At 73.3% G+C, this 14915-nt stretch carries 8 protein-coding genes; 3 read left to right on the top strand and 5 right to left on the bottom strand.

The genetic code is table 11. The annotated features are described in order from the left end of the window. Window positions 1-481 precede the first annotated feature (481 nt). Window positions 482-1048, bottom strand: coding sequence for a MarR family winged helix-turn-helix transcriptional regulator (locus tag ACWC2B_RS24515; protein WP_450719996.1), 567 nt, complete (start codon window positions 1046-1048; stop codon window positions 482-484). A 154-nt stretch (window positions 1049-1202) separates the two neighbouring features. On the opposite strand from ACWC2B_RS24515, the gene ACWC2B_RS24510 reads away from it, so the two are divergent. Next, window positions 1203-2483, top strand: a complete 1281-nt coding sequence (locus ACWC2B_RS24510; RefSeq protein ID WP_450720004.1) for an MFS transporter — start codon at window positions 1203-1205, stop codon at window positions 2481-2483. Here ACWC2B_RS24510 and ACWC2B_RS24505 read toward each other — a convergent pair. Both ACWC2B_RS24505 and ACWC2B_RS24500 read right to left on the bottom strand, forming a co-directional pair. Further along, window positions 2480-4117, bottom strand: coding sequence for an ATP-binding SpoIIE family protein phosphatase (locus ACWC2B_RS24505; protein WP_450719994.1), 1638 nt, complete (start codon window positions 4115-4117; stop codon window positions 2480-2482). The genes ACWC2B_RS24510 and ACWC2B_RS24505 overlap by 4 nt on opposite strands. A gap of 137 nt (window positions 4118-4254) precedes the next feature. Further along, a complete protein-coding gene (locus tag ACWC2B_RS24500; RefSeq protein ID WP_450719992.1) occupies window positions 4255-5625 on the bottom strand; it encodes an NAD(P)/FAD-dependent oxidoreductase in 1371 nt (456 codons plus the stop codon). A 327-nt stretch (window positions 5626-5952) separates the two neighbouring features. Between ACWC2B_RS24500 and ACWC2B_RS24495 the strand changes: the two genes are divergently transcribed. Both ACWC2B_RS24495 and ACWC2B_RS24490 read left to right on the top strand, forming a co-directional pair. Then, window positions 5953-6762: a TetR/AcrR family transcriptional regulator gene (locus ACWC2B_RS24495; RefSeq protein WP_450719990.1), complete on the top strand. Its 810-nt coding sequence runs from the start codon at window positions 5953-5955 to the stop codon at window positions 6760-6762. 234 nt (window positions 6763-6996) lie between these two features. Continuing rightward, complete coding sequence (locus tag ACWC2B_RS24490) at window positions 6997-8988, top strand: sigma-70 family RNA polymerase sigma factor (RefSeq protein ID WP_450719988.1); 1992 nt, start codon at window positions 6997-6999, stop codon at window positions 8986-8988. Between the two features lie 66 nt (window positions 8989-9054). On the opposite strand, the gene ACWC2B_RS24485 is transcribed toward ACWC2B_RS24490, so the two are convergent. Beyond that, complete coding sequence (locus ACWC2B_RS24485) at window positions 9055-12321, bottom strand: AfsR/SARP family transcriptional regulator (protein ID WP_450719986.1); 3267 nt, start codon at window positions 12319-12321, stop codon at window positions 9055-9057. A gap of 138 nt (window positions 12322-12459) precedes the next feature. After that, complete coding sequence (locus tag ACWC2B_RS24480; protein ID WP_450719984.1) at window positions 12460-14610, bottom strand: asparagine synthase-related protein; 2151 nt, start codon at window positions 14608-14610, stop codon at window positions 12460-12462. Between the last annotated feature and the right edge of the window lie 305 nt (window positions 14611-14915).

The following is a 14915-nucleotide window of genomic DNA, read 5'->3' as shown; positions in this document are numbered from 1 at the left end:
ACGCTTCCTTCGTACTCACCCTCGCGGGCTTTCCTCCGGGCGCTTCCCTCCGGTATTTCGTGTTCCGACTCTATCAGACTCTTTCGTGTCCGATTTCCTCGGCGCCTTTCCGGTTCTCCCTCTCGGGTTTCCCTTTCCGGCGGCTCCGACTCTATCAGATCCTTTCGGGCCTGATTTCCGGTCTCCCGGGTCCAAGTCGGCTTGTCTTCCCGGCTGTTGGGCCGTTCCGACTCCCGAACTCTAGCGGATTTTCCCGGCAACCCGTAATCGGGCCTTCCGGGCCCGATGGAAATGAATTCGGCATGCCGAAAACACTCCCGGTCGGGAGATCGTACTGAGTTGGGTGGCCGCAGAATCTGCGGCGGATGGTTGTTGCAGAACCGTATCGGCTCCGCGACAACTCGAAGAACCTTACGGATCGGGGAGGGGCGTGTCAACCCCGGCCCCGGCTCCTGTCCACTGGTTTTTCAGGCGAGCGAGGTCAGTCGAGGTCGGTGAGGCGGCCGCCCGCGTCCGGCTGGGCGTGCTCCACCCTGCGGAGCAGGCGGATCAGCATCTCGCCGAGGAGGCCGCGCTCCTCGGCGGACAGGTCCTGGAGGAGGTCCTCCTCGAAGTCGCTGGCCATGCGCATGGCCTCCAGCCACTTCGTACGGCCCTCGTCCGTCAGCTCGACGATGACGCGCACCCGGTTGTTCTCGTCGCGGTCCCGCGTGACCAGGCCTTCGCCGGCCATGCGGTCGATGCGGTGCGTCATCGCGGCCGGCGTGAGGCCGAGGCGCTTGGCGAGTTCGCCGGGGCCCAGGCGGTAGGGCTCGCCCGCCAGGAGCAGGGTCTTGAGGACCTCCCACTCCGTGTTGCTGATGCCGAGGGCGGCGACCTGGCGGCCGTACGCCACGTTCATCCGGCGGTTCAGGCGGCCCAGGGCCGAGACGACCTTTTCCACCTGGGGGTCGAGGTCGCGGTACTCCCGCTGGTACGCGGCGATCTGCTCGTCGAGGGTCGGCTCCTGGGGGCCGTCGGGCTCGGCGGGCTCGGTGGTCTCAGCCATGTCGCGAGTATGGCACGGGGTCCGTTGGCGTCTAAGTCCTTGAGTGTGTATTGTTAAGGATCTAATTTTAGTGTTGAAGTCTTCAGGACTGAGCCCTTCAGGTTCGAGTCCTCCTAGCTTCTAGACCCCAAGGTGGTGAAGTGTGACCAAGGCGATGGGTGCAGCGATGCGCCGGATCCAGGCAGGTAACGCGCTGAGCGCGTTTGGACTCGGGTTCACCGTTCCGTACCTCTATGTGTACGTGGCTCAGGTGCGGGATCTGGGTGCGACCACGGCCGGTGTCGTGCTCGCCGTCTTCGCCATGGCCGCGCTCGTGGTGCTGCCGTTCACCGGTCGCGTCATCGACCGGCGCGGGCCGCTGCCGGTGCTCGTCGGCGCCGCGGTGCTCGCCTCCGCCGGCGCGCTGAGCATGGGCTTCGCCTCCAGCGTGCCCGCCGCTGTCGCTTCGGCCGCGCTGCTCGGCGCGGGCACCGCCGTCATGCAGCCCGCGCTCGCGACGATGATCGTCTGGTGCTCCGGCCCCGCCACCCGCACCCGCGCCTTCGCCATGCAGTTCTTCCTGCAGAACCTCGGGCTCGGCATCGGCGGCCTCATCGGCGGCCAGATAGTCGACGAGAGCCACCCCTCCAGCTTCACCCTCCTCTTCTCCATCGAAGCGGTGATGTTCCTGGTGCTCGCCGGGATCGCCGGTTCGGTGAGGATGCCGCGCTCGGCGGCCCTCTCGGACGCGCGTCCCAAGGGTGAGCAGGGTGCCGGCGGCGGGATCCGCGCGATCCTCGGGCACCGGGCGATGGTGCAGCTGTGCGTCCTCGGCTTCGTGTTGTTCTTCGCCTGCTACGGGCAGTTCGAGTCGGGTCTTGCCGCGTACGGCACCGAGGCCGCCGGGATCCAGCCCTCGACGCTGGGCATCGCGCTGGCCGCGAACACGGCCGTCATCGTGGTCGCGCAGTTCCTGGTGCTGAAGTTCGTCGAGCGCCGGCGTCGCAGCCGCGTCATCGCGTCCGTCGGTCTGATCTGGGCCGTGGCGTGGATCGCGGCCGGTTACGCCGGGCTCGGGCACGGCAGCCAGGCGATGGCGACCGCCGCGTTCGTCTCGACGTACGCGCTCTTCGGGCTCGGTGAGGCGATGCTGTCGCCGACCGTGGCGCCGCTGGTCGCCGATCTCGCTCCGGAGTCGATGGTCGGGCAGTACAACTCGGCGTTCGCGCTGGTCAAGCAGCTCGCGCTGGCTGTCGGTCCGGCGGTGGGCGGGCCCATGGGGGCCGCGCTGCACGGCCCGTACATCGTGACGTTCGTGCTCTTCTCGCTCGGGATCACCTTCCTCGCGCTGCGGCTCGGCAAGAAGCTGACGCCGGCGCAGGACCATCCGATGCTCGCGGCCACCTCGCGCGTGGTCGCGGTGCACAAGCCCGAGCCCGCACCCGCCAACGCCTAACCGGGCAGCGCGAACTCGCACCACACCGCTTTGCCGCCGCCCGGTGTGCGGCGCGAACCCCAGGACGAGGCGATCGTCGCGACGATCGAGATGCCTCGTCCTGCTTCGTCCGCGGGGTCGGCTCTGCGGCGGCGCGGCAGGTGGTCGTCGCCGTCCGTCACCTCGATGATCAGGCGGCGGTCGGTGCGGCGGAGTCTGAGGCGCATCGGCGGGGTGCCGTGCTGGAGCGAGTTGGCCACCAGCTCGCTCGCCGCCAGGACGCCCAGGTCGCGCAGCTCCACCGGGAAGCGCCACGAGGCGAGGACGCCGGAGGCGAACGCCCGGGCGCGCGGGGCCGCTTCGATGCCGCCGAGCAGGTCGAGCGCCGCGTTGTGGAAGAGCTCGGCGGCATGGCCCGTGCGGGCCGGGTGCTGGCAGACCAGGACCGCGACGTCGTCGTCGTGCTCGGCGGTGACACCGAGGGCGCGCAGCAGCCGGTCGCACACCACCTGCGGGGTGCCGACCGCGCCGGACAGCGCCCGCTCAAGGGCGGCCACGCCCTCGTCGATGTCCTCGCGCCTGCGCTCGACCAGGCCGTCCGTATAGAGGACGGCGGTCGCGCCGGGCGGCAGGGCGATGGTGCCGGAGGTGTGCAGCCAGCCGCCCGTGCCGAGCGGGGGCCCGGTCGGCTCCTCGGCCCGGTGGACGCTGCCGTCCTCATGGCGTACGAGAACGGGCAGGTGGCCCGCCGACGCGTACACCAGGCGGCCCTCGTTGGGGTCGTGCACGGCGTAGACGCAGGTGGCGATCTGGCTGGCGTCGATCTCGGAGGCCAGTCCGTCCAGGAGCTGGAGCACCTCGTGCGGCGGCAGGTCGAGGCGGGCGTACGCCCTGACCGCGGTGCGGAGCTGGCCCATCACGGCGGCCGCGCGGACCCCTCGGCCCATCACGTCGCCGATGACCAGGGCGGTGCGGCCGGCGCCAAGCGTGATCACGTCGTACCAGTCGCCGCCGACCGCCGCGTCCTTGCCGCCGGGCTGATAGGTGGCGGCCACCCGCAGGTCGTCGGGCTGTTCCAGTTCCTGCGGGAGCAGGGAGCGCTGGAGGGTGACGGCGGTCTCGCGGTGGCGGCGCTCGCTGGCACGCAGCCGCTCGGCGGCCTCGGCGTGGTCGGTGACGTCGGCGGCGAAGACGAGCACGCCGCCCTCGTCCTGGCCGGGGATCTCCACCGGGCTGCACGTCACCGTGTACGAGCCGGCGGCCTGGGTCTTGCGGGACTTGACCGTACGGGACGTGCCGCTGCGCAGCACCTGGTCCATCAGCGGGAGCAGGCCGAGTTCGTCGAGCTCGGGCAGCGCCTTGGCGGCCGGGGCGCCCAGCGGGCGGGTGCCGAAGGCCGCGGTGTAGGCGTCGTTGACGTACGCGACGCGGTGCTCGGGGCCGTGCAGGAGCGCGACCAGGGCGGGGAGCTGGCCGAGGAGGTCGCGCACGGAGAGGTCGTCCAGGGCCGGGGGCTCGGCCGCATCGTCCGGCCAGGGCTGCGGCCCGGATTCACCGCGGGCCGCGGGCACGGAGCCCCGGTCGGCGCGGTCGGGCCGTGCTGCGGCGCGGCGTTGCGTACCGGGGAGCCGGGCGCTCCAACGCGTGAAGTTCACGGTGTTCCAAGCCTCGTGTGTTGCTGCGGGTGCTGTGCTGCCGGTCCTTGTGCGGTGCTGGTTCGCTGGATCACTCTGTGCAGGTGTGGGCCCACCTATGGTCACACGCCCAGTGTGACGGACCGCACTGACAACCGTCAGTTCTCCTGCGGGGCGGGGCCCTTGGCGGGCGGTCCGCCGCCTGCCGCGATCTCGAACTCGGCGCGCGGGTGTTCCAGTGAGCCGAGCGAGACGATCTCGCGTTTGAAGAGCCCCGCCAGGGTCCATTCGGCCAGCACGCGGGCCTTGCGGTTGAACGTCGGGACGCGGCTCAGGTGGTAGGCGCGGTGCATGAACCAGGCCGGGTAGCCCTTGAGTTTGCGGCCGTAGACGTGGGCGACGCCCTTGTGCAGGCCGAGGGATGCGACCGAGCCGGCGTACTTGTGCCGGTATTCCTTGAGCGCTCCGCCCCGTACGGCCGCGGCGATGTTCTCGGCGAGGACCTTCGCCTGGCGGAGGGCGTGCTGGGCGTTGGGGGCGCACTCCTTGCCCTGGTCCTTCGAGGTCAGGTCGGGGACGGCGGCCGCGTCGCCGGCCGTCCACGCGTGCTCGGTGCCCGCCACGCGCAGTTCCGCCGTGCACGTGAGCCGGCCGCGCTCGTTCAGGGGCAGGTCGGTGGCGGCGAGGATCGGGGCGGGCTTGACGCCGGCGGTCCACACGACGGTACGGGTGGGAAAGCGGGCGCCGTCGCTGAGGACGGCGACCCGGTTCTCGCACGTGTCGAGCCGGGTCTCCAGGCGTACGTCGATGTTGCGGGCGCGCAGCTCGCGGATCGCGTACTTGCCCATCTCCTCGCCGACTTCGGGCAGGATCCGGCCGCTGGCCTCGACGAGGATCCACTTCAGGTCCTCGGGCCGGATGTTGTGGTAGTACCGCGCCGTGTAGCGCGCCATGTCCTCCAGCTCGGCGAGCGCCTCGACGCCCGCGTAGCCGCCGCCTACGAAGACGAAGGTGAGGGCGGCGTCGCGGATCGCCGGGTCGCGCGTCGAGGAGGCGATGTCCATCTGCTCGATGACGTGATTGCGCAGGCCGATGGCCTCCTCGACGGTCTTGAAGCCGATGGCGTAGTCGGCGAGACCGGGGACGGGCAGGGTGCGCGAGATCGAACCGGGCGCGATGACGAGTTCGTCGTACGTCAGCTGGATGGCGCCGGTGCCGTCCTCGGGGGAGGCGAGGGTGGTGACGGTGGCGGTGCGCTTGGAGTGGTCGATGCGGTCGGCCTCGCCGATGACGATGCGGCACTTGTCCAGGACCCGGCGCAGCGGGACCACGACGTGCCGCGGGGAGATGTTTCCGGCCGCCGCCTCGGGCAGGAACGGCTGGTACGTCATGTAGGGGTCGGGGGTGACCACGGTGATCCGGACGGCGCCGCTCTTCAGCTCTGTCTTGAGCTTCCGTTGCAGGCGCAGCGCCGTGTACATCCCGACGTATCCGCCGCCGACCACGAGAATGCGCACAGGTTCTGTCACCACCCCATGACGCAACGGGCCCCGGGCTTTGTCCACAGCCCCGGCAAATTGTGTGACTGGAGGGAACTCCTGTGGCGGGTGGCTCATTCTTCGCGCCGCGATGAGAGACGCGCAGGTCAGGAGGTGAGTGACACGTGATGGGCCGGGTCCGATTCGGTCAGGTTTCGGTCCTTGGTCCGATCGGGGGGCACACCGTGCGGAAGAACCTCTTCTGAATTGACTCCGGCTCAACTATGTTCGTAACCCGTCGGGGTGTCGGGTTAGGGACCGGTCCCCGGCTGTCAGGGCGGGGAGTCTCCGGGGGGAGACGTTATTACCGGGGGATAAATGCACATTCAGGACTCTCATTGGCAGACTGCCGTCGCGGCTTCCGACGGAAACGGTCGCGTGGGTACGGGTCCGAGCGCGGGCGGATCGCGTTCCGCGCCGCTGCGGGTGGATGCCCAGCGCAATCTTGAGCACGTGCTGCGCGCGGCACGTGAAGTGTTCGGCGAGCTCGGTTACGGGGCGCCCATGGAGGACGTGGCGCGCCGGGCCAGGGTCGGTGTGGGTACCGTGTACCGGCGGTTCCCGAGCAAGGACGTCCTGGTGCGCCGGATAGCCGAGGAGGAGACCTCGCGGCTGACCGACCAGGCACGCACGGCCCTTGGCCAGGAGGAAGAGCCCTGGTCCGCGCTCTCCCGCTTCCTGCGCACCTCGGTCGCCTCGGGCGCCGGACGGCTGCTTCCGCCGCAGGTGCTGAGGGTCGGCGCCGATGCCGAGGAGACCGACGTCGTACGTCCCGAGGGCCTGCGGTCCGACGGCGTACGGGACGGCCTCGACGAGGCGCGGGTTCCGCAGCAGCGTCAGGTCGGCCTCGCCGAGCAGGGCTCCGGCTGGGGCCGGGTGATCGAGCAGCGGACGGCTCCCGAGCAGGAGCTGGACGACGCGGGTGCGGCCGAGTTGCTCGACGTGGTCGGGCAGTTGGTGGACCGGGCGAGGGCGGCGGGTGAGCTGCGCGGTGATGTGACCGTCGCCGATGTGCTCCTGGTGATAGCCACCGCGGCGCCTTCCCTGCCGGACGCCACGCAGCAGGCGGCGGCCTCGTCGCGGCTGCTCGACATCCTGCTGGAGGGGCTCCGCTCGCGGCCGTCCTGAGCGGCGGACCGGGCTCGCTCCCGGCGCTCAACTCCCTTGCGAAGAGCCAGAGTTGGGGATCCCGGCGGCCGCTCCCGAGCCTTCGAGTCTTCCCCGAACGGGTGATGGCTAGTGCTCGGGTGCGGTAAGTCTCCTCGGATGAGTGGTTGCCGGTCCTGAGACTCGGCTCCGCTTGGGCTCTGTGGCACGCTTGCCCGGTGGTCGGGTCTGAGCGTGTTCACGGGAGCTTCCGCGATGGGCGTTGAAGAGCGGGACGAGTCGCGCTCGGGCGGCGGCGGTCCGGAATCCGGCGGCCCTGACGGTGGCCTTCCGCCGCGCCAGGTGCCGAGCCAGGGTGGCCCCCGCGGAGGTTCGCCGGGCGGGCCCGCGCCCATTCCGGGACAGCCCGGCAGGGGTTCCGGTTCGGAGCTCGGCGAACTCGGCGGGACCGTGCTGCCCGGGCCCTGGGGCCCCATGGACGGCGTCGGCGAGCCCGGTACCAGCGTGCCGCCGCAGCGCGAGGGCGGGTTGCGCGAGGGCGTGGCCCTGGAGGTCGGCCAGTCCGACGCCGACCTGATCCACGCGATGCGGGCCGGCGACGACAGCGCGTACGAAGAGCTGTTCCGGCGCCACTCGGACGCCGTGCGGCGCTACGCCCGCAGCTGTTGCCGCGACGCGTACACCGCCGACGATCTGACGGCGGAGGTCTTCGCGCGCACCCTGCAGGCGGTACGCGGCGGGGCCGGGCCCGAACAGGCTGTACGCGCCTATCTGATGACCACCGTCCGGCGGGTCGCCGCGTCCTGGACGCGGACGGCCAAGCGGGAGCAGCTGGTCGACGACTTCGCGGTCTTCGCCCAGCAGTCCGCGCGCTCCGCCGAGGTGTCCGACGACGACACCATCGATCTCGGCGCCGAGGTACGGGCCATGCACGAGGCCGAGCAGACCCTGGCCATGCAGGCGTTCCGCTCGCTGCCCGAGCGGTGGCAGGCGGTGCTGTGGCACACCACCGTCGAGGAGGAGTCGCCCAGCGAGATCGCCCCGCTGTTCGGGCTGACAGCCAACGCGACGGCGGTGCTCGCCAGCCGCGCCAGGGAGGGCCTCAAGCAGGCCTATCTCCAGGCCCACGTCTCCAGCGCGCTGACCTCCGGCGGGGACTGCGCGCGCTATGCCGACCGGCTCGGCGCGTACGCGCGGGGCGGGCTGCGGGTGCGGGCGGAGCGCGGGCTCAGCAAGCACCTGGAGGAGTGCGCGAAGTGCCGGGTCGCGGTCGTCGAACTCAAAGACGTCAACGCCGGGATCCCCGCGCTGCTTCCGGTCGCGGTCATCGGCTGGTTCGCCGCCGGGTTCTCGCTCAAGGCCGCCGGAGTGGTGGCGGGCGGCGCCGCCGGAGCCGCGGGCGCGGGTGCCGCGGCCGCGGCGACCGGCGGCAGTTCGTCCGGCAGTACGGCCGGAGGTGCCGCGGCCTCGGAGGGGCTCGGCGCCCCGGCCAAGGCCGGGATCGCCGCGGCGGTGGCCGTCGCGGTGGCGGCGGGTGTCGTGTTCGCGCTGAGCGGCCACGATTCGCCGCCGCCCAAGCCCGACGCGAAGCCGCCCGCGGTGGCGCCCGTCGTACCGCGTAAGCAGCCGCCGCCCTCGCCCGAGCCGCCCGCGGTCCCCGCGCCTCCGGCTCCGCCCGCGCCGAAGAAGCCGTCGGCCCGGCCGACCCCGCCGAAGCCGACGCATCCCCGGCCCACGCCGCCCCGTCCGGTGCCGCCGCCGAAGCCGACCCCGCCGAAGCCGACGCCGACGCCACCCCCGCCGCCGCCCGCACCGACCGTGTTCCAGGTGAGCGGCCTGCGGTACGACACCCTCGGCGACGGCACCGAGCCCGAGGTGCGGCTCCGCGACTCCAGCTGGCTGTGGCAGCGCTCGGGCACGCGGATCGCCGACCGCCGGTATCCGCACGGGGTGACCGTGCACGGCCGGTCCTCGGTGACCATCGACCTCAACCGCCAGTGCCGCACGTACGACGCGTACGCGGGCGTGGACGACCTGACGATGGGGCTCGGGACGGTGCGGTTCTCGCTGTACGGGGACGGGGCGAGGCTCTGGGAGTCTCCGGTGATGCACGGCGGCGACCCGGCGGTACCGGTGCACGCCGACATCTCGGGCCGCAGGACGATCCGGCTCGTCGTCGAACCGGCGGGCCCGTTCGGCGGGGCGACGCTGGCGGACTGGGCACAGTCGCAGATCGGTTGCCGGTAGCTCCGCGGGAACCGCGCGACCGGCCCCCACCGGCCCGCGGACGAATACCCGCACCCCGCAGAACGCTCAGCCCCCGGTAACCGCATACAGGACCGGTGGAACCTCGGCAGGGGTCAGCTCCGCCCCGGCCGCGCGTTCGGCCTCGTACTCCTCGGGTGGGAGTGCTCGGCGGGCCCGGGCCGTGATGGATTCCTCAAGCTCCAGCTCCGGTACGGAACGCGGGATTCCGGCGCGCCAGGCGGTGGCCGCCCCCAGGACCCGTACCGCGCGGGCGTGCTCGCCGAGGTCGCCGAGGAACTGGGCCGCGCGCCCGCCGAGATGGGCCAGGACGATCTCGGTGCACTCGGAGCCGGCCGCCGTGCGCAGGGCGTCCGCGATGGTCCGCAGGCCCTGGAGCGGGCCCGACTCGGCGGCGATGATCCGGGCGTCCAGCGCGTCGAGCAGCGCGACGAAGTGCGGGGGCAGCGGACCCAGCATGGCGAGTTCGAGGGCCTCCTCCCGCAGGGTGCGGGCGGCGGCGGTCTCGCCTCGGTCGAGGGCGATGGTGGCGAGCAGCGAGTTGACGTACGGCATGGCGTCGCCGCCCCGGTAGCGGTCCGCCTCCGTGGCGGCTTCGGCCAGGTACTTCTCGGCGGACTCCAAGTCGCCGCCGCGGTAGGCGAGTTCGGCGACCCGGGCGATGAGGAACGGCGCCTCGTGGTGGGCGCCCACCTCGCGGGCCAGTTGTATGGCCTCCTGGTAGGCGGCGTGGGCCTCTTCGGGGCGGCCGCGCACCATCGCGGCCTCGGCGGCGGCGCTGGCCACCTGGGCGCGCATCCAGCGGTCGCCGACGCGGCGGGCGAGCTCGCGCAGCTCGGCGAGGTCGTCGTCGATGCCCTCGAAGCCACCGGGCGTGTCGATGGCCATGTGGGTGCGGAACATCAGGGACACCCCGATCGCCCAGTCGCCGCCGTGGCGGCGGCAGTTGGCGACGACCGCGTCGATCGACTCGCGCATCAGCCCCGGGGTGTCGGTGAAGAACGTCGTGAACGGCCAGAGCAGCCCCGGGAAGCGGGCCGCCTCGGGACCGCCCGCCTCGAAGGCCGCGCGGAGCTGGACCAGGCGGTCCTGTACGGCGGGGCTGTCGAGGCCCTCGCGGGGGTTGGCGTCGGAGAGCAGGAAGAAGCGGAGCAGATCGAGGTGGAGCCGTGGCCAGTGGCGCGGGTCGGACGCGTCGGAGGGCGTCGGCGAGAGCTCCGCGACGGCCTGGCCCCAGGCGGCGCCTTCGGTCCGGTAGTTGCGCAGCCACCAGAACCAGCCCATGGACAGGGCGAGTTCGGTGCCGGCCGCCTCGTCGGCGGTGGGCGGGGTCGTCGTGCGGCGCAGTGCGGCCCTGATGTTGTCGAGCTCGGTCTCCAGGCGGTTGATCCAGGGGAGCTGCTCGCCCGAGCGGACGCGGGGTTCGGCCCGGCGGGCCAGCTCGCGGTAGTACGCGGTGTGCGCGTCGGCGGCCTCGCGCAGCGCCTCGGGGGTCTCGGCGGCCCGCTCGGCGGCGTATTCGTGGATGGTCTCCAGCATGCGGTAGCGCATGCCGGTGCCGTCGGGCGCGGGGACCGCGATGACCAGGGACTTGTCGACGAGGGCGGCGAGGGCGTCGGTGGCGTCCGCGGCGCCGGGGGCGGGCGCGGTGCCGCACACCGCCTGGGCGGCGGCGAGGTCCCAGCCGCCGGCGAAGACGGAGGCGCGGCGCAGGACCGCGCGTTCGGGTTCGTCGAGCAGGTCCCAGGACCAGTCGACGACGGCCCGCAGGGTCTGCTGCCTCGGCAGTACGGTGCGGCTGCCGCTGGTGAGCAGGCGGAATCGATCGTCGAGCCGGTCCGCGATCTGACGGGGCGTCAGCATGCGGAGGCGGGCCGCGGCCAGTTCGATGGCGAGCGGGAGCCCGTCCAGGCGGCGGCAGATCTCGGCGACGGCTTCGGGGTCGGAGGTGGGATCGAAGTCGGGTCGTACGGCGCGGGCGCGCTCGGCGAACAGGCGGTGGGCCGGGAGAGGCGGCAGTGGCTCGACCGGCCGGACCGCCTCGCCGGGTACGCCCAGGGGTTCGCGGCTGGTGGCGAGGATACGAAGCCGGGGGCAGCGGGTGAGGAGCGTCTCAGCGAGGTGGGCCGCGGCGTCGATGACGTGCTCGCAGTTGTCGAGGACGAGCAGGGTGTCCGGCCGGCGGGACAGGTCGTCGACCAGGCGGGCGGTCGGGTCGTCGTGGGCGGGCGACGGACCGGCTTGCGGCAGCAGGGTCGTCTCGCGCAGCCCCAGCGCGGAGACCACGGCACCGGGGACGGCCTCGGGGTGGTCGAGCGGGGCGAGCTCGACGAGCCAGGCGTCCGTTCCCGACCCCGCTGCCGCCTGTTCCGCGAGCCGGGTCTTGCCGGTGCCGCCGGGGCCGGTGAGGGTGACGAGCCGGGATGCGGTCAAGTCGGCCCGGATCAGGGCCAGTTCGGGCTCGCGGCCGACGAAGGAGGTCAGGCGGGGGCGGAGGTTTCCTGCTGCGGGGCGAGGGCTCTCGGGTGGGCGCGGGGCGGCCTGGACGGGGCGCGCGCCCTGGACCGGGGTGGCCTCGGCGGGGCGGGCCGGGGCGGTGGTGCTCTCCAGCAGCTCCGCGTGCAGAGACGTCAGTTCGGGGCCCGGGTCCGCGCCCAGGGACTCCGCCAGAGTGCGCCGCGCCTTCTCGTACGCGGCCAGGGCGTCCGCTCTTCGGCCCTCGTTCCGCAGCGTACGGATCAGCTGGGCGTGCAGTGTCTCGTCGTACGGGTGCGCAGCGAGCAGCTCCGTCAGTTCGGGGAGCAGTGCGCTCGTGGCGCCCCGCCTCAGGTCGGCCTCGATGCGGTTGCGCTGTGCGGCCAGGCGCTGGGCTTCGGGGCGTACGGCCGCGCCGCGTTCGGGGAGGTCCGCCAGGGCGGGGCCGCGCCACAGGGCGAGTGCCGCGCGCAGGGTCCGGGCGGCGGACTCCGGATCGCCCCCGGCGAGCTGGGCGGCGCCCTGTGCGGCGCGGTCCTCGAACTCGTACAGGTCGACCGTGTCCCGCGCGGCGGTGAGGCGGTAGCCGGCGGGGCCGGACTCGACGGCCTCCCTGCCGAGGGCGCGGCGGAGACGGCCCACCAGGGCTTGCAGGGCCGCGGGAGCGTCCTGCGGGGGATCGCCCGCCCATACGTCGTCGATCAGCGTGGGTACGGGTACGGGGCGGGGGGTGCGCAGCACCAACGCGGTCAGCAGGGTGCGCAGCCTCGGGCCGCCCAGGGGTATGGCGGTGCCGTTGTCGTCGCGCGCCTCCGTGGCGCCCAGGATCAGGTACCGCACGGTTGCCATTGTGACGGGGTTTGCCCGTGCGGGGGGAATCGTTTTCCTCCGGGGCTCAGCGGGGCCGGCTTTCCATGGGCAGCCGGGGTGGGGCGGCGACCGTCCGCCGTTGAGAGCCTGTGTCCGAGACCCAGGCTCTCAGGACCGCAACGTGGGCCGTCGAGGCGGAACCACCCCTCCCGCCACCGCCCGCTGCCTCGGCGCGGCCGTGCCCGTCCAGCACGTGCCCCGGCGGGACAGCAGGCGCCGCAGCCACAGTTCCGTCGAGATCAGGTCCGCCAGGCCGTCCAGCGGGAGGGGTTCGCCCGCGGCCGCCGCGCGGACCGCCTCGCGGACCGTGCGGGCCTCGATCAGGCCCGCGTCCGCGAGCAGCGGCGCTTCGAAGAGGGAGATCAGCGGGTCGGTCGACTGACGCAGGCCCGCTCTCGCGGCGGCCGTCGAGGGGGCGTGGGACGGGGCGCCCCAGCCCGGTGGAAGGTCGCGTACACCGGACGCCGACAACACCGTACGCAGGATCGTGGCCCGGGCGCCCGGCTGGACCCGCAGGGATTCCGGGAGGGCGCGGCACGCTCGTACCACCTGGTTGTCCAGGAAGGGTGCGTGCAGGCGCTGGCTGCGTACCTCCGCGGCCTGTTCCAGGATGCGGTGGTCCGCCGCGTAACGGGCGAGCGCGGCCGACGCGCGGGCCTCGCCCGGGCGCTGCGACGGGGCCGGGCGGGTCGCCGAGGACATCAGGCGAACCGATACTTCGGCGAGCGCCTCCCCGGTCAGCCAGCGGGCCGCCGGGCCGGGGCGCGTCCAGGACAGGGCGGCCAGGGAGATCGACAGCGGGCTCGCCGCGTCGTCGAAGCGGGGCGACCGCAGGCCGTCGGCCGCCGACGCCCGCAGCGCGTCCGCCGCCGACTCGATGCCGGTTCGGTAGGGCGTACGGGCCAGGCGGCGGGCCGCTCTGTAGACGGTCAGAGGCACGAAGAGGGAGTTGGCCGTCGGGCCGCCCGCCTTCGCCAACGCCGTTGCCGGGCGGAGCAGATGACGGCGCTGACGGTCCATCAGGAGGTCGGCCAGGCGCGCCGGATGGGCGTCGAGGACCTGGCGGGCGCCGCTTCCGGTGAAGTGGTCCGCGCTGCCCGCGAGGAGGCGTCGGCGGTGGCGCGGGGCCGCGATCAACGACGGGCCCGGCTCGTCCGTCAGGGGGCCTTCGAGGTCCGCGTACGGCAGGGACTCCTCGCCTCCGGTCACCACCACGTGGTGCAGACGCGGGTTCGCCGCCATCGCGCCGGCCCGTTCCAGCTCGGCCTGGCGGCCCGCGCCCGGCACCGTGAGGTCGTTGAAGGTGACGGCCAGGAGGCGTTCGCCCGCCCCCGTGCCGTGGCCGAGGACCGTGCCCGGCACCCCGGGAAGGCCCGCAGCGAGCAGGGCGAGGGTGGCGGAGGCGGGGCCTCCGGAGAGGTCGGCTCCTATGCCGGGGGCCGGGCCCCCGCGGGCGGCGCGCCGCTCGGCCGGCCCCATTCCGGGGACCGGGCCGGGGTCGGGCGGGAGGGTCTCGGGGGCGTGCCGGGGTGCGGTGAGCCTGGCCCGTACCGCCGAGACCAGGGCGTCGCGCACGCCCTCCACCGCGGCGGCGGGCGCCAGTTGGGGCGCGGCCACCGCGAGCGAGGCGACCGGTTCGTACCCGGTGATCTCGCGCGAGCCCTCGCGCAGGACGAGCGCGTGGCCGGGCGGGATGCGGCGCACGCCCGCGTACGGGGTGGAGTCGCCGAGCGCCTCGGGCACGTCGGGGCAGGCGAGCAGGGCGGCGAGGTGGCCGATGTCGAGCTGGGCCTCGATGAGGTCGGCGAGCGGAAGTGCCGCTGTCCCGTAGGCCGTTCCGCCCGCCCAGGGGGTGTAGAAGACGGGCCGGGCGCCGGCCAGGTCGCCCACGACCGTGACGCGGCGGGCCACTTGGGCGACGGCCGTGTAGCTCCCGGCCCATGCGGAGAGGTGGCGCAGTGCGCCCCCGCGCGCGGCGAACAGGCCGACCCTGAGCTCCTCGTCGGTCGCGGCGCAGCAGCCCAGTACGGCGAGGCGGGTGTCGGCGCCGACGCTGACGATGCGGATCTCGTCGGGCCGCCAGTCCCCCACCGCCCACAGCGGATCCGGGTCGCCCCACAGGAGTTGGGCGCCGACGGGGTGGACCGTGCGCCCCTCGTCGGGCTCGCCGACGGCACCGGCCGTGCCATGGCCGCCCGTACCGTAGCTGCCCGCGCGGAAGCTTGCGGCGACGCTGCTCCACCCCACCAACCACCGCATCGCGCCTCCACAGGCTGTGGACAACTCGTGGACAACTCCGGCCGGCCCTCGGCGAGGAACGCCGTTCACGGCACTCGGTACGGGCCGAAGGAGGCCGGGACCCCATGCTGCCACGACAACGGCGCCCCGGAGGGGCTACGGGTAGCGGGCGCAAAAAGTGAATTCGCTCCGGGGGGTGGCCGATTGGTGTCGTTCCCGGGACGTACGGGACCCGCCGTCGGTGATCGACGAGGTGCTCCGGGGCTCTCGACCGGGGGGCGACATCAAGCCATTCTCTGGGTGCGCCAGAGTCGTCACACCCGCCT

The sequence above is a fragment of the Streptomyces sp. NPDC001415 genome (genome assembly GCF_053597395.1).
Note: the sequence above shows the minus strand (reverse complement) of the source record. Positions and strands in the feature narration are given on the sequence as shown.

Coding starts and splice junctions, on each gene's coding strand:
- ACWC2B_RS24515 (WP_450719996.1), bottom strand. CDS start 1,048: ATGGCTGAGACCACCGAGCCCGCCGAGCCCGACGGCCCCCAGGAGCCG.
- ACWC2B_RS24510 (WP_450720004.1), top strand. CDS start 1,203: ATGGGTGCAGCGATGCGCCGGATCCAGGCAGGTAACGCGCTGAGCGCG.
- ACWC2B_RS24495 (WP_450719990.1), top strand. CDS start 5,953: ATGCACATTCAGGACTCTCATTGGCAGACTGCCGTCGCGGCTTCCGAC.
- ACWC2B_RS24490 (WP_450719988.1), top strand. CDS start 6,997: ATGGGCGTTGAAGAGCGGGACGAGTCGCGCTCGGGCGGCGGCGGTCCG.
- ACWC2B_RS24480 (WP_450719984.1), bottom strand. CDS start 14,610: ATGCGGTGGTTGGTGGGGTGGAGCAGCGTCGCCGCAAGCTTCCGCGCG.